The organism is Microbacterium sp. 1.5R (assembly GCF_007667425.1).
Lineage (GTDB): Bacteria > Actinomycetota > Actinomycetes > Actinomycetales > Microbacteriaceae > Microbacterium.
Map to the genome: position 1 here is coordinate 2,275,334 of NZ_VDRC01000001.1, position 19,728 is coordinate 2,295,061.

The following is a 19,728-nucleotide window of genomic DNA, read 5'->3' on the forward strand; positions in this document are numbered from 1 at the left end:
CTGAACTCCGCTGCTGCGGCGACCGTTCAGAGCAGGCCGAGTGCCGCGACGGCGTCGCGTTCCTCGAGGAGCTCGGCCACCGACACGTCGATGCGCTTCCTGGCCCATTCGCTGACGTCGAGTCCGTCGACGATCCGCCATTCCCCGTCGACGGACTGCACGGGGAACGAGCAGACGAGCCCCTCCGGCACCCCGTACTCGCCCTGCGAGACGACGCCGGCCGATGTCCACTCCTCGGTGCCGTGCACCCAGTCGCGGACATGGTCGAGGGTCGCATTGGCCGCGGAGGCGACGGACGACGAACCGCGCACCTCGATGATCTCGGCACCCCGCTTGGCGACGCGGGGGATGAACGTGGAGTCGAGCCAGGTCGGCACGTCGCCGACGATGGTCTCGAGCGCCTCAGCCGCCGGCTCGCCTGCCACGGTCGCGTGCGACACATCGGGGAACTGCGTCGCCGAGTGGTTGCCCCAGATGGGCACGCGACGCACGGTGTCGACAGGAACCGCGAGCGTCTGGGCGAGCTGTGCGCGGGCGCGATTCTCGTCGAGGCGGGTCAGCGCCGTGAAGCGCGACGGCGGCACTCCGTCGGCGGATGCCGCGGCGATGAGCGCGTTGGTGTTCGCCGGGTTGCCCACCACCGTGACCCGAACGTCGGGCGAGGCGTTCGCGGCGATCGCCGCGCCCTGCGGCCCGAAGATGCCGCCGTTGGCCGCGAGCAGATCGCCGCGCTCCATGCCCGGCCCCCGCGGTCGGGCGCCGACGAGCAGAGCGAGATCGCATCCGTCGAATCCGATCGCCGCGTCGTCTGTGACCTCCACGTGCTCGAGCAGGCCGAAGGCGCCGTCCTGCAGCTCGAGGGCCGCGCCCTCTGCCGCGCCGAGCCCCTGGGGGATCTCGAGCAGCCGCAGCCGCACCTTCTCGTCGGGTCCGAGCAGGTCTCCGGCGGCGATGCGGAACAGCAGCGCGTAGCCGATCTGCCCGCCCGCGCCCGTGATCGTGATTGTGGTGCTCATGACCCGAGCCTACGACGACCGGTCGCGGTGCGGGTGGTTGCGCGGGTGCGGCATCCGGCCGGAGTACCCTCGGGGAATGACCTTCAACCCTGACGCCGATGTCTCCGGCAACACCGCTCGTCGCAAGGGCCGCGGAGCCGTCGTGGCCGGCGCGGGCGGTGTGGGCCTGCTCGGCATCATCGCGCTCATCGCCGGTCCGCTGCTCGGCATCGACCTCTCCGGACTCCTCGGCGGAACCGGCGGCACCGGTTCCGAGCCCTCGGAGGGCAGCGTCATCGAGAACTGCGAGACGGGTCAGGACGCGAACGAGAACGTCGACTGCCGCGTCGCGAGCTCGCAGCTCGCCCTCGACGGGTACTGGGAGGACCACGTCGAGAACTACCAGCCGCCGCAGCTGATCATCGTCGACGGAGCGACGGCCAGCTCGTGCGGCACGGCGTCGAACGCCGTGGGGCCGTTCTACTGCCCGCCCGACGAGACGGTGTACATCGATCCGACGTTCTTCCAGCTCATGCAGCAGCAGTTCGGCGCATCGGCCGGCAACCTCGCGCAGCTCTACATCGTCGGCCACGAGTGGGGACACCACATCCAGTACATCACCGGCGACATGGAGCGGTATCCGAACAACGGCACCGGGCCCGACAGCAACGGCGTGCGCATCGAGCTGCAGGCGGACTGCTATGCCGGAGCGTGGATCGGTCAGATGGAGGGGGAGAAGGACAAGAACGGCGTGCCCTACCTCCAGCCGAGCACCGAGGCGGAGCGGCAGGATGCTCTGAACGCGGCGTTCACGGTCGGCGACGACAACATCCAGGAGCAGTCGAGCGGCACGGTGAACCCGGAGAGCTTCACGCACGGCTCGAGCGAGCAGCGTCAGTACTGGTTCGCGTCCGGATACGAGAACGGTCTCGACTCCTGCTCGCAGCCGCTCACCGTCGCGGGCGACCAGCTCTGATCATCGCGCAGCGCGCGTCTCAGACGCCGTCGGTGGTCGACTTGCCGAGCGTCGCAGCGAGGTCGTGCTTCTTCGCGTCGAAGTAGTGCGTTGGGTCGACCTGCACGGGCTCGGCGTCGATCCACTGCGTGTTCCCGTCGACGCGCAGCACGCCGATGTACATGGCGCGATCAGCATCCGATGACCAGATGGTGAGCAGCCGCTCGTCTCCCGCATCCTTCTGCATGGCGGAGAGCGCGGCGATGACCCCCGCGCTGTCCGAGCTGCCCCGCAGAAGAGCGTCGATCGCTCGATCGACGGGGAAGCGGGCGCTGAAGCCGTGGATCACCGGGTTCTGCAGCACGCCACCGCCCTTGACGCGCCAGCGCCGCGCGCCGACGAAGATCATCACGATGCACACGACGATGATGATCGGCGGCAGCGCGAACGCCCCGGCGATCGCGAGGCCGCCGCGGATGCGCCCGCCGAGCAGCTCGACCGTCGCCGTCGGGTTCAGGTAGACGAGCAGGGCGAGCACCGCCATCACGCCGGCCACGATCGCCCACCCCATCGTCTTGCGGGGCGACCGCTCCGATTCGAACAGGTCGGGTCGCGTCGCGAACCAGGAGTAGAGGTTGCGTGCTTTCGACCGCAGCGGCGTGAAACCCATTCCCTCACGCTAGCGTGTAGACGAGGTGTTGCTTCGACCAGGGGGACTGCGATGACGACGAGCCTGGATGCGCTGTATCCGCCGATCGAGCCGTACGAGACGGGCGAACTGCTGGTCGGCGACGGTCACCGCATGTACTGGGAGGTGAGCGGCAACCCCCAGGGCAAGCCGGTCGTGTTCCTGCACGGCGGCCCCGGCAGCGGCACGTCTGCGTGGCAGCGCCGATTCTTCGACCCCGAGCGCTACCGCATCGTGCTGTTCGATCAGCGCGGATGCGGTCGCAGCACTCCGCACGCGAGCGAGCCCGACGCCGACCTGCGTTTCGTCACGTCGGCGCACCTCATCTCCGACCTGGAGCTGCTGCGACGCAATCTCGGCGTGACGGCGTGGCAGGTGTTCGGGGGATCGTGGGGGAGCGCCCTCGCCCTCGCCTATGCGCAGGCGCACCCGGAGTCGGTGACCGAGCTCGTGCTGCGGGGCATCTTCACCCTCCGCCGCATCGAACTCGAGTGGTACTACGAGGGCGGCGCCGCCGCGCTGTTCCCCGATCTCTACGAGGACCTGATCGCACAGATCCCCGTTCTCGAGCGCTCCCACCTCATCGAGGCGTATCACCGCCGGCTGTTCGACCCCGATCCGGCCGTGCACGTTCCGGCGGCGGTGGCGTGGACGCGGTGGGAGGCGGCCACCGTCACCCTGCTGCCCGACTCCGAACAGGTCGACGGCATGAGCGACCCGCGATTCGCGACGGCCTTCGCGCGCATCGAGAATCACTTCTTCATGCACGGCGGCTGGTGGGCAGACGGGCAGCTCATCGCCGGCGTCGAGGCCATCAGGCACATCCCGGCGGTCATCGTGCAGGGGCGCCACGACGCCGCTACACCGATGATGACGGCGTGGGATCTGCATCGGGCGTGGCCGGAAGCCGACTTCGTCGTCGTCGACGACGGGGGTCACGCGGCGTCGGAGCCCGGCATCCAGCGAGCGCTGCGTGCTGCGACCGACCGCTTCGCCGAGTGACACCGACCGCTGGTCGATCCACTGGCCGATCCGTGGTCAGGTGCGCAGTGCCGCGGCGAGCGTCTTCAGCAGCTCGACGATGCCGCCGTGCGCGCGGAAACGTGTCAGTCCTTCGCTGACCTGCGCTCCGGTGCGTGCCGAGACGAACCAGGGCGGCTTCGGCAGGATCGTGAACCGGCCACCGCTGTTCACGATCGGCAGGGACCGGGGGAAGGGCCGGAACGGACCGCGGATGACGGAGCGCTCGACGCCGTCGAGCAGCAGCGCGTTGTGCACGACGCCGATGCCGCTGCCCACGTCGTCGATGGTGTTGCCCGGGAACGCGCCCCAGGTGAGCGTCGGGATGATGAACCCGAACGCGGTCCAGCTGTTGATGGCGATCGAGCCGTACCGCAGGGCGGCGATCGCGCGCTCGAACCCCGTGCCGAGGGATTTCTCGGTGGCCGGGTCGATGAGCAGGTTCGCGCCGAGCGTGCCCTGCAGCCGATCGTTCGCGTACGAGACGGCGGCGTCGAGGAACGCCTGCCCCGATCCCGGTAGCGAGACGACACCGAGCACGGGGGCGAAGTACTCCGTGCTCTGCAGCGCCGCGGCATCCTCTTCTTGGTCGATCTCGACGAGCAGCCGATCGCCGAGTACGAGGGCGTCGGGGTAGTCGTGGGTCGCGGTGTCGAGGCGCGACGACGAGCCCGGGTACCAGATCGGGCGCTCCGGGGCGTTCGCGTAGGCGCGCCGGAGCGCTGCACGGAACGCGTCGGCCTGCGCCCAGTCCGATGAGACGACGACGACCTGGCCGGCGATGCAGTTGTGCCCGCTGTTCTGCAGGCGCATGGTCGCGATGTGCTCGGCCTGGAAGGTGAGGTCGGCGTCGGTCCACTCGCCCGGAACGACGATGATGGGCGACACCCCGCCGAGCTCCGCGGTGATGGGCTTCGTCAGCCGTGGCCGATTCTCGCGGCGTCGACTCGCGGCGCTCGGCCCGGTTCCCCAGACGATGGCGTCGAAGGTGGCCGCCGACCCGGTGATGTGCACGTGGACGAGATCGCGATGGCCGGTGAGGTGAGCGCCGACGGCCGGACCGCCGCGCACGATGCGCAGGAACCCCGGGCCGATGAGCGGCGCCAGGGCCCGCAGGAACACCGGCACCAGGGCGTCCTGCGTGGGGTTCACCTTCAGCAGCGCGGTGCGGTTGTGCGCAAGTAGCTCGTAGAGCACGTCGAGGACGGGGATGGATGTGACGTTGCCGGCGCCGAGCACCAGCCCGACGCCCCCGGATGCCGCGGGGGTGCGCTGTGCGAGGCCGGCGCCGGCGCGGGCGCCGTTCGGCGTGACGCCCGGTTCGAGCCACACCTCGCCCGTGAAGCCCGACAGCAGGAACCGGTCGATGCCCGTGAGCGGGAAGGCATGCACTCGCGTGCGGCCACCGGGGGCACGGCTGATCCGGACGCCGTCGAGCGGGTTGCGCCCGTCGACGAGACGCGTGAGGGTGTCGATGTACGCATCGAGCGCGCCCAGCACGCTGTACGGCCCGCTCAGCCACTCCTCCCCGCGGAGCGGATGGCGGCTGTCGAGCCGCTTCGAGGCGGCCGCCGTGACTGCCCAGTCCTCCGCCGCCGCGGCCACGCTCGTCCGCACCTGACGGAGGAGCGTGACCCGCTGAGCGAGGGTGAGCCCCGCCCAGGTGGCGGATCCGGCGTGCACGTCGGCGATGGCCGCATCGAGGCGGGCCCGCTCAACCTCGTCGAGGTCTGGCGTCTCCGCCGAGCCGGAACCGGAGCCGGCTCCGGGCGAGGCGGACGTGGTCGCAGAAGTCATCGGCGTCTCCTTCGGACGGGTCTCCAGCCTAGGCCGCCGAGCCGCCGCATGACCGGTCAGGGAGGGGTCAGATCAGCGACAGCTCGCGGAGCTTCGCCTCGACGTCGGAGTTCGACGGCTCGACGTGATGCGAGGAGTCCGGGTAGAGCACGACCGGGATGTTCGTCCGACCGGAGATCTCCTTGGCGACGTCAGCGGCAGACGGGTCGGCGACCAGGTCGACGTAGGTGTACTCGACGCCCAGCTCGTCGAGCTGCTTCTTCGTGCGGATGCAGTCGCGGCACCAGTCGGCGCCGAACATCGTGATCGTGGATTCTGCGGGAGTGGTCATGCATCAAGGGTACGTCCGCGCGAAGAAGCAGGCGTCGGGATGACGCGCTGCACGTCGGGGTGGAGGGTTGCCAGGTTAGGTAACCCTTACCTAGACTGATCGGCATGACGACAGCCTGCGAGCACCTCGACGATCCGGACTGGGACTGCATCGAAGGAGCAGTGCTCATCGCCGGAGATGCCGCCGATGTCGGCCTCATCGCGACGATCGCCGGGCGTCTGCCGTGGGATGCCGAGGGTGTGATCCTCGTCGAGGCCGCCGCCCGTATCCAGTTCCGGCACATCGACGTCCCGGAGGGCGTGTCCGTGCGGTGGCTGCTGCGCGGAGACGGCATCCGCCAGCACACGAAGGGGGAGCGCCTCGCGAACGCCGTCCACGCCTGGTGCGTGGAGTGGGCGTGTTCCGAGCCGCCCGCGCAATGGACGGTGTGGCTGGGACCCCACACGCCGCCGCACGTCGCCCGCATGGCGCGGAGCCTTCTCGGCGTCGCGAACTAGCGGACGAGCGAACGAGCGGACGAGCGGACGAGCGGCATGCCGGACATCGGTCGCGGTCCGGCTCGCCGTCGGCCGCTCCCGTCGGCGCCGGATGACGGCGCCGCCACCGGCGTCGTCAGAGGCCGGCGAGTGCGGGAGCCGGCGCCGATGCTCCAGCGGTGATCGCATCGAGCGCGCGGCGCAGGGACGAGCTCGAGGTGTGCGCGGTGTACGGGAAGTACACGACCTCCACCCCGACCTGCGCGAATTCCCGCTCCAGACGCAGGCCCTTGTCGGTGCCGCGCCAGTCGTCGCCCTTGAAGAAGTGCGTGAAGTGCACGTCGCGCCACGAGTCCATCTTCGACGGGCTCGTCTCGACGTACACGTCGTCGACGAACGAGATGTGCTTGACGATCTCCGCGCGCTCCGCCGTCGGGATGACGGGCTCGATGCCCTTCACCTGACGGAGCATCTCGTCGCTGACGACCCCGGCGATCAGGATGTCGCACTGCTGCTTGGCGTGACGAAGAAGGTTCAGATGCCCGACGTGAAACAGGTCGAAGGCACCAACGGCATAGCCGATGCGCGTCTGCATGATCTCCCCAGATCAAGTAATTCCCCAGAAGGCGGATCCCCATCCGCCCAGCGACTCCCACAGCCGCATTCGAGCAGTGTAGCAGGAACCGGTTTCGCCACGCATAGGAACCCGTGGAACGATGGAGTCCGCAGCGAGAGCCATCGCCGCCGAAGGGGGACCCGTGCAGACAGCGGTCACGGTCATCGTGCCGACGTTCAACGAGCGCGACAACGTCGCCGAGCTCGTCGCACGCACCGCCGCCGCGCTCGCCGCCTACGACGCGGAGATCCTCTTCGTCGACGACAGCACCGACGACACCGCGGCGGAGATCGCCAGGGTCGCGGCCGATGCGCCGCTCCCGGTCAGCGTCGTCCACCGCGACGACAACACCGGCGGTCTCGGCGGCGCGGTGGTGGTCGGACTGGGGGCCGCGGCATACGATCTGTGCGTCGTCATGGACGGCGACCTGCAGCATCCGCCCGAGCTGCTCCCGGTGCTCGTCGCCCGGCACGCTGAGGGAGGCGCCGACGTGGTCGCCGCCTCGAGGTACGTCGGCGGCGGTGACACGAGCGGCCTCGGCACGGCGGTGCGCTTCGGGGTCTCGCGGGCGGCGACCTGGCTCACCCGCGCGATGTTCCCGATCCGCCTCGCCCGCAGCACGGATCCGATGACGGGGTTCTTCCTCGTCGATCGCCGCGGCCTCGACCTCGCGACGCTGAAGCCGCAGGGTTTCAAGATCCTGCTCGAGATCCTCGCTCGCACCGACCTGCGCATCGCCGAGGTGCCGATGGAGTTCGGTGAGCGGCGTCATGGCACGTCGAAGGCCAGCCTGCGTCAGGGCACGACGTTCATCGCGCACCTCGCGCGCCTGCGGTTCGGGAAGATGTCGCTGTTCGCGCTCATCGGCGTCATCGGAGCCGTCGCGAACCTCGCCATCATGTGGGCGCTGACGACCGCGGGCGTGCCCTACGTCTGGGCGGCGATCATCGGCGCCGAGGTCACGATCATCGGCAACTTCCTGCTGCAGGAGCGCTTCGTGTTCGCAGACATGCGCACCGACGCCCGCGGGCTGGGGCTGCGCTTCGCCGCCTCCTTCGGCTTCAACAACGTCGAGGCGGCGCTGCGCATCCCCGTGATGGCGCTCATGGTCGAGACGTGGCACATCTCGAGCGTGCTCGCGACAGGCCTCTCGCTCGTCGTCGCCTTCTTCGCCCGATTCCTCTTCCACTCGCTCGTCGTCTACGCTCCGACGCGCGTGCGCGGCGGCGACACGGCATCCGAGCCGAAGCCCGACACCGCAGCTCTGCGCGTGATCAGGGCGATCGACGCAGAAGCCATGAAGCCGGGAGAACTCTAGGCGCAAGGGCTTCCGGTCGATCCCTCGATACCACTACTCTCGGGAGAATTCCCACGCCGGTAGGGTAAGGTGCCCACCGGGGAGGGACCAGAGCTGCGTCGGTTCCGATGATGAGCGACCCGAGAGATCGGGCCGCTGCACGGTGACCGACGGGGTTCGCTGACCGAAGCAGTACCCATACGAGAAGGCGCGTACTCTCCCCGATGACGTCACTTGGCCAGGACAACCCGCGACGACCCTCCCACCGGTCGTCGGTCCTGGTCGTGCATGCCAGGAGTACTGCCTTTTCCGACCTGCAGTAGCCGCCAACCCGCGCTTCGACGCGGATTTCCGACAACGGCTGGAAAAGTATGAACACCCCTCACATCCCCATTCCCCACACCCGATCATCCCTACCCTCCCGCGGCTCGCGCATCGCGATGGCAGCCCTGCTCGCCACCGTGCTCGCGATCGCCGGACTACTCCACCCCGCACCGGCGGCCGCCGCGACATCCGTCCAGGTCCGCCCCGGATCGCTCTCCACCGTCGCCGTCAAGGGCTCCTCGGTCCGCGACGCCGAGATATCGACCGCCACCAGTCTCAAGGCGCTGCCGAGGTCCGGCAGCGGGGTCTACACATCCGCGCAACTGCGTGCCGGCTCCACCGGCGCCTATGTCGTGCAGGCCCGCACCGACCCCGACGGCAGCGTCCTCGTCGTGATCAAGCGCAACAACGGCTCCGGCCGGTCGCTCACGCAGACGACGCTCTCGCAGCACGTGAAGCTCCCTCAGAAGATCAAGGCCGGGCAGAAGCTGTCCCTCTGGCTCAAGGTCGAGGGGACCACGAACGTGACCATCAAGGCCAAGGCCAGCATCAACGGCTCCGGCGCCCGCAGTCTCTCCGTCAAGGATTCGTCGTCGTCTCGGATCCGCGCGGCGGGCAAGGGAGCGGTGACGTTCTACACGTCGAAGTCGTCGCCCGCCGTCCAGGCGACGGTCGTCTCCTCGTCGGTCAAGACGGCGCAAGCGGCTCCCGCCCCGGCGCCAGCCCCTTCCGCCACGACGAAGCCCACCACCAAGCCGACCACGAAACCGGCACCCGCACCCGCGCCTGCGCCGGCGCCGGCGCCGGCTCCCGCGCCGGCTCCGCCGGCCACGGGCGCCGGATTCCCGACGGCCAAGACCACGGGAGTGCCGGCGGGCGTCAAGCTCACCGTTCACGAGGGCGACCTCGTCGTCACGCAGCCCAACACCGTCATCGACGGACTCGAGGTGCGCGGCATCATCGACATCAAGGCGCCGGGCGTCGTGATCAAGAACTCCCGGATCGTCGGCGGGACGAGCGCCCGCAGCATCGGGCTCGTCTCGAACGTGAACTCGGGGCAGCCGTTCACGATCCAGGATTCGGAGATCTACGCGGCATCGCCGAACCCGGCATGGAACGGCATCGTCGGATCTCGCTTCACCGCTGTGCGTGTGAATGTGCACGACGTCGTCGACCCGATCCGCATCCTGGGGAACGACGTGGTGGTCCGCGACTCGTGGCTGCACGACAACTCCCACTGGGAGAAGGATCCGCTGCGCGGCGGCACACCCTCGCATGACGACTCCGTGCAGATCGAGGGCGGCGCGTCCATCCTCCTCGAGGGCAACCGCATGGAGGGCGCGACCAACGCCGCAGTGCAGGTCACGCAGAACTCGTCCGTGTCGAAGCTCGGCTCGATCACCATCCGCGACAACTACCTCCAGGGGGGCGGCTGCACGATCAACGTCGGGTCGACCGCCTCGAACAACCGGCCGGTCGTCGACGGAAACGTGTTCGGTCCGGACCGGATCTACGCCGGGTGCGCGATCGTCGCGCCGCAGTCGAGCGCGCCGATCCTCAGCGCGAACATCTGGGAGGTCGGCGGCAAGGCGCTCAAGACCTTCACCGTCGGCTGAGAAAGCGATCGCCCCGGGGCCGGAGATGCCGCACCACGTGCGGCTCGTCCGGACCCGGGGCGATTCCCGTCTCAGAGCTGTTCGATGCCGGGGCCGCGCAGGCGGTTGCGGGTGTCGAACACCGGCGCCCCGCTCTCCTCGAGAGCGCGGTAGTCGACCTCGTCATGGTCGGTGATCAGCACGATGATGTCGTAGGAGTGGAAATCCACCGCTGCGGGGTCGACGCGCTCGACCGTCCGCGGCCACTGGTGGTCCTCGACGTGCGCGTCGACGGCGTGCACGACCGCCGACTGATCCTGCAGCAGTTCCACGAGCGGCAGCGCAGGGGACTCCCGGATGTCGCCCGTGTTCTTCTTGTAGGCGAGACCCAGCAGGAGGACCCGAGCGCCGTTGAGGGCGCTGCCCTCCGCATTGAGGCGACGGCCAACGCGCTGCAGCACGTACTCGGGCATGTGGTCGTTGACATCGTTGGCGAGCTCGACGAACCGGAAGCTCTTGCCGAGCTTGCGACGCACCTGCCACGAGAGGTAGCTCGGGTCGACGGGCAGGCAATGACCGCCGACGCCGGGTCCGGGCGTGAACTTCATGAAGCCGAACGGCTTGGTGGCCGCGGCATCGATCGACTCCCACACGTTGACTCCGAGCGAGTGCGCGAAGACCGCCAGCTCGTTGACGAGCGCGATGTTCACGTGCCGGAAGGTGTTCTCGAGGAGCTTCGCCATCTCCGCTTCCTTCGGCGAGCTCACCGGCACGATGGTGTCGACGATGGCGGAGTAGAACTCGGAGACCTTCTCCAGCGACTCCGGATCGATGCCCGAGACGATCTTCGGCGTCTCCTTCAACCCCCACGTCGGGTTGCCCGGGTCGATGCGCTCCGGGCTGTACCCGGCGAAGAAGTCGGTGCCTGCTGTTAGGCCGGACCCCTTCTCGAGCAGCGGGATGAGCAGCTCCTGCGTCGTCCCGGGGTACGTCGTCGACTCGAGCACGACCAGCGCGCCCCGCGTGAGGCGGGGAGCCAGCGACTCCGCGGCGCTCTCGATGAACGAGAGGTCCGGCAGCGTCTCGCGCAGCGGCGTCGGGACCGAGATCACTGCGACGTCGAAGTCGGCGGCATCCGCGTAGTCCGACGAGACGCGATAGTTGCCCGAGTCCAGTGCGGCTTTGAGCTCCTCATCGGAGATGTCGTCGACGTGCGAGATGCCCGCCCCGAGCGCGTTGACGCGCCGAGGGTCGAGGTCGAGGCCGACGACCTCGTATCCGACCGCTACCGAGCGCATCGCCACGGGCAACCCCACATACCCCTGTCCGATGACCACGACCTTCTTCGCTGTGCGGTTGCTCTCCTCAACCATGTGCTCTCCCCTTCATCGTGTGAACCAGATTCCCTTGATCGGTGTGCCGGACGTCAGTGCGTCGGCGAGACTTCTCGCGTGCAGACCGCGCTCGCGATAGGCGGCGAGTACGCGGGTCGCGAGGTCGCGACGATCGACGGACGGCGGCGAATCGCTGCGCCCCCCGTCGGCGTACCCCGCGTACGAGTCGTGCGAGAGCAGGATCGCGCCCTTCTCCGCACCACGCAGCGCGCGCGCGATCCTCTGCTCCATCGTGGCCTCTCGCGAGTCCCACGCGGTCGGCCCCCACAGCACGGGCTCGAGACCGCTGGCCTTGACGGCCCGGAAGCTCGACAGCGACTGCAGTCCGTAGGGCGGTCGATACCACCGGACGGGAACTCCCGCGAGGTCTTCGAGCTCTGCTCTGGCGGCGCTGGTCCGCTCGCGCACCACCGTGTAGCCGAGGCGCGAGATCGGTCGATGATCGGGGCCGTGCAGGGCGATCTCGTGCCCGGCCGCCCGGATCTCGTGGAGCAGCGAGGTACTGGTGCGCGCCCGTGTCATCAGGACGAAGAACGTCGCCGTGCACGAGTGATCCCTCAGCACCTCGAGGATCCGAGCGGTCTCGGTCGGATCGGGGCCGTCGTCGTAGGTCAGGACGAACTCCGGTCGGTCCGTGCGCACTCGGACGATCGAGCCCAGCGGCCCTCCGTGGCTGCGCAGAAACCGCTTCGCGGCGGCCTTCACCCCGGTCACGGTGCGCCGACGGGGCGGGAATAGGCGGAGTACGCCTGGCCGACGCTCGCCGAGATCATGCCCGCGCCGCGGTAGGCCAACCGCAGGCCGCGCGCGTCGTGACGCACCGAGCGGGTCACGCGACCCCGAAGATGCCGCGCATACCCGGCGACGATCCGAGCGGCGCCCCCGGCGATGCCCTTGGCGCGGATGACCGCCCGGCGGGTGGCGCGCTGTTCGAGCCGCAGCTGCACCAGCACCGACACGTTGCCGTGGCTGAACGACCGCTTCAGAGCCCAGGGTCGCGTCTGACGCTCGGGTTCGACAGTGTCCTCCGCGACGGACTCGTTGCACCACACGAGGCGAGCCCCGGTCTTCTTCAGCCCCATGCTGAAGAGGGTGTCCGAGCCTCCGCCGAGCCCGATCCGTTCGTCGAAGCGGACCCCGCTGCGTCGCACCTGGTTCAGATCCAGGAGCAGGTTGCCGGTCGCGGCGACCGAGATCTCGGTACCGGTCGGACGCTCCGGGCGACGGAAGAGTCCGCTCTCGAGCACCCACGGATCCGCGTCCGGTTCGAAGAGCGAGACCACCCGGCCCATGACCGCGGCCGGATGCCCCGACTGCGCCCACGTCTCCAGCAGCGACGAGATCCACCCCTCGAGGGGCACCTCGTCGTCGTCGATGAAGGAGAGGAGGTCGATCGCGGTGGATTCGTCGAGCGCGCGGTTGCGCACGGCGGGGATCCCCGGGGTCGCCTCGGCGACGTAGGTCGTGGCGACACCCGCGTACTCGCCCTCCACGAAAGGCCGTGCGGACTCCGCCGGGTCGTTGTCGATGACGAGGATGGATGCCGTGCGCACCCCGCCGTCCGCCACGAGGGGTGCGAGCTGGGCCCCCACCAGTCGGAGCGTCTGGACGAGGCGCTCCGGTCGTTTGAACGTCGGGATGGCGACGACGAGCGACACTCCCTCGGCGTCCCCGGACGTCGCCTGATCCCCATGGTCTGCAGCGTGCATGTGGTTCCCCTTCGGAGCCGACGTGCGAATTCAGATTCTTTCGGCGAACCGTGCGCGCGACGACCGTCGTGCTCCGGCACGCAGGAGCTGCTGATCGCAGGACGCGATGGTGGTCGCGCCTGCAGATGCGCCGGTCGAATCCGGCATCCCCAGTCCCCTCGATGTTCCCCAGCCATCTCCGTCCCCACGGCCATGACTGACGCTCAGCTTACACAACCGTGTCGTCTACGCCATCCGCATCGGTCTTCCGGCTCCGGATCACCTTCGCCGGGCTGCCGGCGGCGATGGAGAAGGCGGGGATGTCGCGGGTCACCACGCTGCCGCTCCCGATCACGACGCCGCGGCCGATCGTGACGCCTGACGTGATGGTGACACCGCTGCCGATCCAGCAGTCATCGCCGATCACGACGGCGCCGCGCTCCACGCCCTGCGACTTGATCGTCACCGACGCATCGGAGAACACGTGGTTCTCGGAGTAGATCCGCACGCCGGGGCCGAGCATCACATCGTCGCCGATGACGATGCTGCCGGAGCAGCCGATGAAGCAGCCGGTGGCGAAGCTCGACCGGTCGCCGACGCGCAGCCCCTCGCCGACCTCGCCGCCGTAGTAGGACGAGGGTCGGATGGCCGTGCCCTGGCCGATCGAGACCTCGGCTCCGAAGACGACCCCGTTCTTGGAGAGCCCCTGCAGTTCGACCCCGTCTTCGACGACGAGGCGCCCCGCATGGCGGATGAAGGAGGGGTTCGAGATCCGCACTCGACGTCCGATGAACAGCGGACCGCCGGATGCCCCGAGGAAGGGTTTGCGCAGCATCCCTCGTGCGACCATCTCGGCGGCGCGGCGGTACGCGCTCCACTTCGCGCCACGCAGCAGCCGTGCGGGGAGGCCCGAGAAATCAGGCATGAGCGGCCTCGACCGGGCGCAGGGATCGGTGCCAGCGGTACGCCGACGCGAGCAGGATCAGCGCGTTGACGGCGAAGAGCGCCGTGTAGACCGCGACGAAGAGCCATGGCACCCACAGCGTCGCGAACACGACGATGAGCAGTCCGTAATCGGCGGGGAGCACGATCAGCGCGTACAGGGGCGAGGTGCGGAAGGCGGCTTTCGACGTCGTGCCTCCGGCGCCCGCTCGGCGGATCAGGTCGGTGAGGATGACGCCGAAGAAGAAGACCGAGGCGACGACCTGGAATCCGAGCGGGACCAGCAGCCACGTCGCCTCGACGTCGAAGAACCGCCACCAGCAGATCAGCACCGCGAGGTGGATCGTGGCGGTCTTCGTCGCGTCCACCATATGGTCGAGCCACTCGCCGCGCGGCGAGCCGCCGCCTCGCAACCGTGCCAGCTGCCCATCGGCGGAATCGAGCGCGTAGCCGACCACGAGCAGCAGCACGACGAGCAGCGACGACAGCAGCGTCGGCGGCACCAGCGCGACGATCGCGATGCCGGCGAACGTGAACACCGCGCTCACGGCGGTGACCTGGTCGGGTGTGCGCCCCCACGAGAAGGCGACGGCCGCGAACACTCGCCCGATGGGCCGGTTGACGAAACGTGAGTACGCCGGGGCGCCGGAGTTCGATTTCTGCGCTGCTCTGAGCGACGCGAGCGTCTCACGGACGCGGGGCATCGGCTGGGACATGGGTCCTCCGGTCGGGTGCGGACGGGGATCGATGGTCGCAGCGTGTCCGCGGGGGGCGTCGATCGGTTCGACCTCCCCGGGGCCGATCCCCGCCGGTGACGCGCGGTTGCACCGACTTTAGCCGACGCGTCGACGGTTCGTCTCGCAGGCGGTAAAGTTTGCCCGACGCCGAGGTGACGAAGACATCGAGGCGAGGGGAGGGGCCCATGACTCGCACACGCAAGATCCTGCTCATCGGGGCAGCTGTCGTCGTCATCGCGGTCGTCGCGCTCGTCATCTGGATGGTCGCCTCGCAGACGTCGCGGCCCGACGGCTCGGCGACGCCTGCACCCTCGACGTCCGTCCCGCCGACGCCGACCGTCTTCCCGACGCCGACCCCCGGCGCGACCGACGGCGCTCCGTCCGATGAACCGCCCGTCGAGGTGCCCATCGATGAGCCGGCCACCGTCGTCGAAGGGGTGACGGCGCAGGTCGTCTCCATGGAGGCGTTCGAGTCGTCGAGCGAGCAGCCCGGCGACCTCGCCGGCCCGGCCCTCCGTGTGCTCCTGCGCGTGACCAACTCCACGGCCGAGCCGATCGATCTGGGGGGCGCCTCGGTGAACCTCGCATCCGGTGAGGATGCGAACCCTGCCCCTCCGCTCGGCGACACCGTCGCGACCGGGCTCCCCGCGAGCCTGGCGCCGGGGGAGAGCGCAGAAGGCCAGTATTCTTTCTCGATTCCTCTTGACGCGCGTGCCGATGTCACCGTTACTCTTGATCTGTTAACCGGCGAGCCGTACGTGGCGTTCAGGGGAGCGGCACCGGCCAGCTAGCAGGTTGACGAGGTTCTGGGGAACTCGTCCTTCACGGACGTGTCAATTCATTGGGGAATGAATTATGGCTGGAGATCTGGGGATTTCCGCGCGCTCGCGCAACATGCCGCGCGTGGCGACCGTCGTCGCACTCGTCGCGGCGCTGATCGCCGCGGGCCAGGTCCTCGCGCCGGGCGAGGCATCGGCCGACACGGCGCCCGTCGAGTCGCGCACACCGAAGACCGTCACCACCGACGCCCTGCCCACGGTGCAGATCAACGGCGCGGCGTGGGACCAGGTGATCGTGGGCCAGACGGTCTTCGCGGCCGGGACGTTCACGACCGCGCGGCCGGCCGGGTCGCCCGCAGGCGTCGGCGAGGTCGCGCGCAACAACGTGCTCGCCTACGACGTGCGCACGGGCGAGCTGCTGCCTTTCGCGCCGAACGTCAACGGACAGATCAACTCGATCGCGGCCTCGCCGGACGGGACCCGCCTGTACATCGGCGGAGACTTCACCGAGGTCGACGGTCAGACCCGGAACCGGGTGGCCGCCTTCGACCTGCCGTCGGGTGCGCTGGTGGCCTCGTGGGCCCCCAGCGTGAACGCCTCGGTGCGAGGCGTCGCCGCCACAGACACGGCCGTCTATTTCACCGGCAATTTCGGGCGTGTGGCCAGCAACGACCGCACGCGCGCTGCCGCCGTCTCGGCGTCCGGTGCACTGTTGCCCTGGGCGCCGGTGCTCGACAATCGCGGCAACGACGTCGTCGTGTCGCCCGACGGCCAGAAGGTCGCCCTTGCCGGGCACTTCACGACCGTGAACGGATCGTCCAATCCGGGGTACGGCATGGCTCTCGTCGACACCGGGGCCGGGGGCCTGCTCCCGTTCGGGGCGAACGGCATCGTGCGCAACGGCGGCGAGGAGGGGGCGATCTGGTCGCTCTCGACCGACGGCACGCACCTGTACGGCACCGGCTATACGTTCGGCCGCGCGGCGGGCAACCTCGAGGGCATCTTCAAGAGCGACTGGGCCACGGGCGATCTCACCTGGGTCGAGGACTGCCATGGAGACAGCTACAGCGTGTTCCCCACGGCTGACGTGGTGTACGGCGCCGGGCACTCCCACTACTGCGAGAGCATCGTCGGCGGGTTCCCGCAGAGCGATCCGTGGACGCACTACCGGGGCGTCGCCTTCGCGAACGCCGTCGAGCGCACCACGCCTGACGGCCTCGCGCTCGGCTACTTCAACTGGGTCGGGAACCCCGCACCTCGGATGCTGCACTGGTACCCCACGTTCGACACCGGCACCGTCAGCGGCGCGAACCAGGGTGCGTGGAGCGTGACGGGCACCAAGGACTACCTCGTGATGGCGGGCGAGTTCACGAAGGTGAACAATCAGCCGCAGCAGGGGCTGGTGCGGTTCGCCACCACCGAGAAGGCGCCGAACACCGACGGCCCGCGTCTGAGCGGAAGCAACTGGGTGCCCACCGCCGCGCCCATCGCCTCGGGCGCCGTGCAGGTGAGCTGGCCCCTCAACTGGGACCGCGACAATGAATTCCTGGAATACCGGGTGATCCGCGACGGTGTGAACGGTTCGCCGGTGCACACGACGACCGCGCGCTCGAAGCCCGCGGACTGGGGCCTCCCGGGGATGTCGTTCGTCGACTCCGGTGTCGCGCCGGGGAGCACGCACACGTATCGGGTGCGTGCGCAGGATGCGAAGGGCAACGTCGCCTGGAGCACGACCATCACCGCAGCGGCCGGATCGGCCGGCTCGTTGAACGCGTCGACGTATTCGCAGACGGTGCTCGCCGACGCTCCCGTGCACTACTGGCCGCTCAACGACTCCGGCGCGACGTCGTACGACTGGGCGGGCGACTCCCCCCTGGCCGTCCGCGCCGGCGTGACCCGCGGGGTCGACGGAGCGCTGGCCACCGCCAGCATCCCCGCCGCACGGTTCAACGGCTCGACCACGGGATACGCCACCACAGAGAAGATCGTCCGCGCGCCCATGGCGTTCTCGACCGAGGCCTGGTTCAAGACGACGACGACCGCCGGTGGCCGCATCCTCGGCTTCGGCAACCGGACGACCGGGTCATCGACGACGAACGACCGAGCGATCTACATGGACACGGCCGGACGCGTGAACTTCGGCGTCTACCCGAGCGACCGGCGCGTGCTCACCTCGTCGAAGGCCTACAACGACGGCGCCTGGCACCATGTGGTCGCCGCTCTCGATCCGGTCGCAGGCATGACCTTCTACGTCGACGGCGTGCGCGTCGGCCAGCGCACCGACTCGTACTCCGCCCAGGCGTACTCGGGGTACTGGCGTGTGGGTGGCGATGCCACCTGGTCGGGCGCGCAGTACTTCACCGGAACGATCGACGAGGTCGCCGTCTACGGATCGGCGCTGAGTGCCGCCCAGGTCTCGAAGCACTTCGAGGCCGCAGGGCGCAGTGCGGTCGTGCAGTCCCCGCCGACCGACGCCTACGGGGCTGCGGTGGTGGCGGCCGCGCCGACCCTCTTCTGGCGACTCGGCGAGTCGACGGGCACGTCGGCCCAGGACGCATCGGGCGCCGGACACCGGGGCGCTTTCGTCGGATCGAACACGAAGGGGCAGACGGGCGCCCTCCAGGGCGTCGACAACTCGGCCGTCTCCTTCGGAGGCGGTCAGCTGATCAGTCAGACGCCGATCGTCAACCCGGTCGTGTACTCGGCGGAGGCGTGGTTCAAGACGACCTCCACCGCCGGCGGCAAGATCATGGGATTCGGCAACAGCGCCACCGGGAACTCCTCGACGTACGACCGTCATGTCTACATGACCAGCGCGGGGCAGCTCGTCTTCGGCGTATCGAGCGGCGGTCAGGTGCGCATCACATCGAGCACCGCCTACAACGACGGGCAGTGGCACCACGTGGTCGCCTCGCAGGGGTCGTCCGGGATGCGTCTCTCTGTCGACGGTGAGTCGGTAGGGACCAACACGACCAGGACCGCCGCGAGCTACACCGGGTACTGGCATGTGGGCGGCGACGTCTCATGGGGGCCGGGCGCGAATCCGTTCCTCGGGACGATCGACGAGGTCGCGGTGTACCCATCCGTGCTCTCGGCCACCACCGTGAGCGACCATTACAGCCTGGGGCGCACTGGAACCACGGTGAACAAGCTGCCGGTGGCGGAGTTCTCGTCGCAGGTGTCGAAGCTGGCGGTGTCGGTGGATGCGTCCGGGTCGTCGGATCCGGATGGGTCGATCGTGTCGTACGACTGGAACTGGGGCGATGGCAGTGCGCATGGTATGGGTGCGACGGCGTCGCACACGTACGGTGTGGCCGGCGAGTTCACGGTGACGTTGACGGTCACGGATGATCGTGCGGGTACGGCTGTGAAGACGGCGTCTGTCGTGACGGTGGCGAATGCGGCGCCGACTGCGGCGTTCACGTCGGTGCTGTCGCCACTGAAGGCCGCGGTCGACGGTTCCGGGTCGTCGGATCCGGATGGGTCGATCGTGTCGTACGACTGGAACTGGGGAGACTCGTCCACGCACGGCACCGGTGTCACGGCGTCGCACACCTACGCGGCCGCGGGTACCTACTCGGTGACCCTCACGGTCACCGACGACGAGGGAGCGACCACCACCAAGACGGAATCGCTTGCCATCACCGTCGGGACGGGTCTCCTGGCGACGGATGCGTTCGGCCGTTCGGTCACGAACGGTCTGGGTGCGGCTGACCTCGGCGGGTCGTGGACGCTGGCGAATTCGGCGTCGAGCTACGGCGTCGACGGAACGGGCGTGTTCCGTCTGACGGCCGGCGGCGCCCTGCGCACGGCGTACCTGACGGAGGTCTCCTCGGTGGCGACGGAGGTCACGGTCGATGCGACCTTCGATGCGGTGCCGACCGGGGGAAGCGTGTTCGCCCAGGCGATCGCGCGGCGCATCGGCGGCGACGATTATCGCGTCCGACTGTCGGTGACGCCCGCTGGAGCGACCGCGCTGCAGGTGCAGCGCAGTGGTGTGACGATCGGTTCGCAGAATCTGTCTGGTTTGACGGTGACGGCTGGGACGACGGTGACGGTGCGGGTGGAGGCGTCGGGGACGTCTCCGACGACGG

At 69.2% G+C, this 19,728-nt stretch carries 17 protein-coding genes; 7 read left to right on the plus strand and 10 right to left on the minus strand.

Annotated features, from left to right (window positions below; translation table 11 throughout):
* Positions 1-26: 26 nt before the first annotated feature.
* Positions 27-1,016, minus strand: a complete 990-nt coding sequence (locus FSY98_RS10820) for a malate dehydrogenase (RefSeq protein ID WP_144876512.1) — start codon at positions 1,014-1,016, stop codon at positions 27-29.
* A 76-nt stretch (positions 1,017-1,092) separates the two neighbouring features.
* Between FSY98_RS10820 and FSY98_RS10825 the strand changes: the two genes are divergently transcribed.
* Positions 1,093-1,971, plus strand: coding sequence for a neutral zinc metallopeptidase (locus tag FSY98_RS10825; protein WP_144876513.1), 879 nt, complete (start codon positions 1,093-1,095; stop codon positions 1,969-1,971).
* 19 nt (positions 1,972-1,990) lie between these two features.
* Here the strand turns inward: FSY98_RS10825 and FSY98_RS10830 are convergent, their stop codons facing one another.
* Positions 1,991-2,620 carry a hypothetical protein gene (locus tag FSY98_RS10830; protein ID WP_144876514.1) on the minus strand — a complete coding sequence of 210 codons (630 nt, stop codon included), beginning with the start codon at positions 2,618-2,620 and terminating at the stop codon, positions 1,991-1,993.
* Positions 2,621-2,671: 51 nt separating this feature from the next.
* Between FSY98_RS10830 and pip the strand changes: the two genes are divergently transcribed.
* Positions 2,672-3,640, plus strand: a complete 969-nt coding sequence (gene pip, locus FSY98_RS10835) for a prolyl aminopeptidase (RefSeq protein ID WP_186307623.1) — start codon at positions 2,672-2,674, stop codon at positions 3,638-3,640.
* Between the two features lie 36 nt (positions 3,641-3,676).
* On the opposite strand, the gene FSY98_RS10840 is transcribed toward pip, so the two are convergent.
* Together FSY98_RS10840 and FSY98_RS10845 are read right to left on the minus strand one after the other, a co-directional pair.
* Positions 3,677-5,455 (minus strand): aldehyde dehydrogenase family protein, encoded by a 1,779-nt coding sequence (locus tag FSY98_RS10840; protein ID WP_144876515.1) that lies wholly within the window; start codon positions 5,453-5,455, stop codon positions 3,677-3,679.
* Positions 5,456-5,522: 67 nt separating this feature from the next.
* Positions 5,523-5,786 carry a glutaredoxin domain-containing protein gene (locus tag FSY98_RS10845; RefSeq protein ID WP_144876516.1) on the minus strand — a complete coding sequence of 88 codons (264 nt, stop codon included), beginning with the start codon at positions 5,784-5,786 and terminating at the stop codon, positions 5,523-5,525.
* Positions 5,787-5,890: 104 nt separating this feature from the next.
* Between FSY98_RS10845 and FSY98_RS10850 the strand changes: the two genes are divergently transcribed.
* Positions 5,891-6,283, plus strand: coding sequence for an SIP domain-containing protein (locus FSY98_RS10850; RefSeq protein WP_144876517.1), 393 nt, complete (start codon positions 5,891-5,893; stop codon positions 6,281-6,283).
* 115 nt (positions 6,284-6,398) lie between these two features.
* On the opposite strand, the gene FSY98_RS10855 is transcribed toward FSY98_RS10850, so the two are convergent.
* Positions 6,399-6,857, minus strand: a complete 459-nt coding sequence (locus FSY98_RS10855) for an adenylyltransferase/cytidyltransferase family protein (RefSeq protein WP_144876518.1) — start codon at positions 6,855-6,857, stop codon at positions 6,399-6,401.
* A 121-nt stretch (positions 6,858-6,978) separates the two neighbouring features.
* Between FSY98_RS10855 and FSY98_RS10860 the strand changes: the two genes are divergently transcribed.
* Both FSY98_RS10860 and FSY98_RS16725 read left to right on the plus strand, forming a co-directional pair.
* Complete coding sequence (locus FSY98_RS10860; protein WP_144876519.1) at positions 6,979-8,196, plus strand: glycosyltransferase; 1,218 nt, start codon at positions 6,979-6,981, stop codon at positions 8,194-8,196.
* 419 nt (positions 8,197-8,615) lie between these two features.
* Complete coding sequence (locus FSY98_RS16725) at positions 8,616-10,115, plus strand: right-handed parallel beta-helix repeat-containing protein (protein WP_186307624.1); 1,500 nt, start codon at positions 8,616-8,618, stop codon at positions 10,113-10,115.
* Positions 10,116-10,186: 71 nt separating this feature from the next.
* Here FSY98_RS16725 and FSY98_RS10875 read toward each other — a convergent pair whose 3' ends face one another.
* From FSY98_RS10875 to FSY98_RS10895, 5 genes are all read right to left on the minus strand, one after another.
* Entirely contained in the window at positions 10,187-11,467 is a 1,281-nt protein-coding gene (locus FSY98_RS10875) for a nucleotide sugar dehydrogenase (RefSeq protein ID WP_144876522.1), read from the minus strand.
* Positions 11,468-11,479: 12 nt separating this feature from the next.
* Positions 11,480-12,202: a polysaccharide deacetylase family protein gene (locus tag FSY98_RS10880; RefSeq protein WP_144876523.1), complete on the minus strand. Its 723-nt coding sequence runs from the start codon at positions 12,200-12,202 to the stop codon at positions 11,480-11,482.
* On the minus strand, positions 12,199-13,197 hold the full coding sequence (locus FSY98_RS10885) for a glycosyltransferase family 2 protein (protein ID WP_144876524.1): 999 nt from the start codon (positions 13,195-13,197) through the stop codon (positions 12,199-12,201). The genes FSY98_RS10880 and FSY98_RS10885 overlap by 4 nt, the downstream gene beginning before the upstream one ends.
* A 208-nt stretch (positions 13,198-13,405) precedes the next feature.
* Positions 13,406-14,101 carry a DapH/DapD/GlmU-related protein gene (locus FSY98_RS10890; protein ID WP_144876525.1) on the minus strand — a complete coding sequence of 232 codons (696 nt, stop codon included), beginning with the start codon at positions 14,099-14,101 and terminating at the stop codon, positions 13,406-13,408.
* Complete coding sequence (locus FSY98_RS10895) at positions 14,094-14,834, minus strand: CDP-alcohol phosphatidyltransferase family protein (RefSeq protein ID WP_260857359.1); 741 nt, start codon at positions 14,832-14,834, stop codon at positions 14,094-14,096. The genes FSY98_RS10890 and FSY98_RS10895 overlap by 8 nt, the downstream gene beginning before the upstream one ends.
* Positions 14,835-15,040: 206 nt before the next feature.
* On the opposite strand from FSY98_RS10895, the gene FSY98_RS10900 reads away from it, so the two are divergent.
* Positions 15,041-15,646 carry a hypothetical protein gene (locus FSY98_RS10900; RefSeq protein ID WP_144876526.1) on the plus strand — a complete coding sequence of 202 codons (606 nt, stop codon included), beginning with the start codon at positions 15,041-15,043 and terminating at the stop codon, positions 15,644-15,646.
* Between the two features lie 112 nt (positions 15,647-15,758).
* Positions 15,759-19,728: LamG-like jellyroll fold domain-containing protein (locus FSY98_RS10905; protein WP_186307625.1), on the plus strand; the 3,970-nt coding region annotated here is incomplete at its 3' end.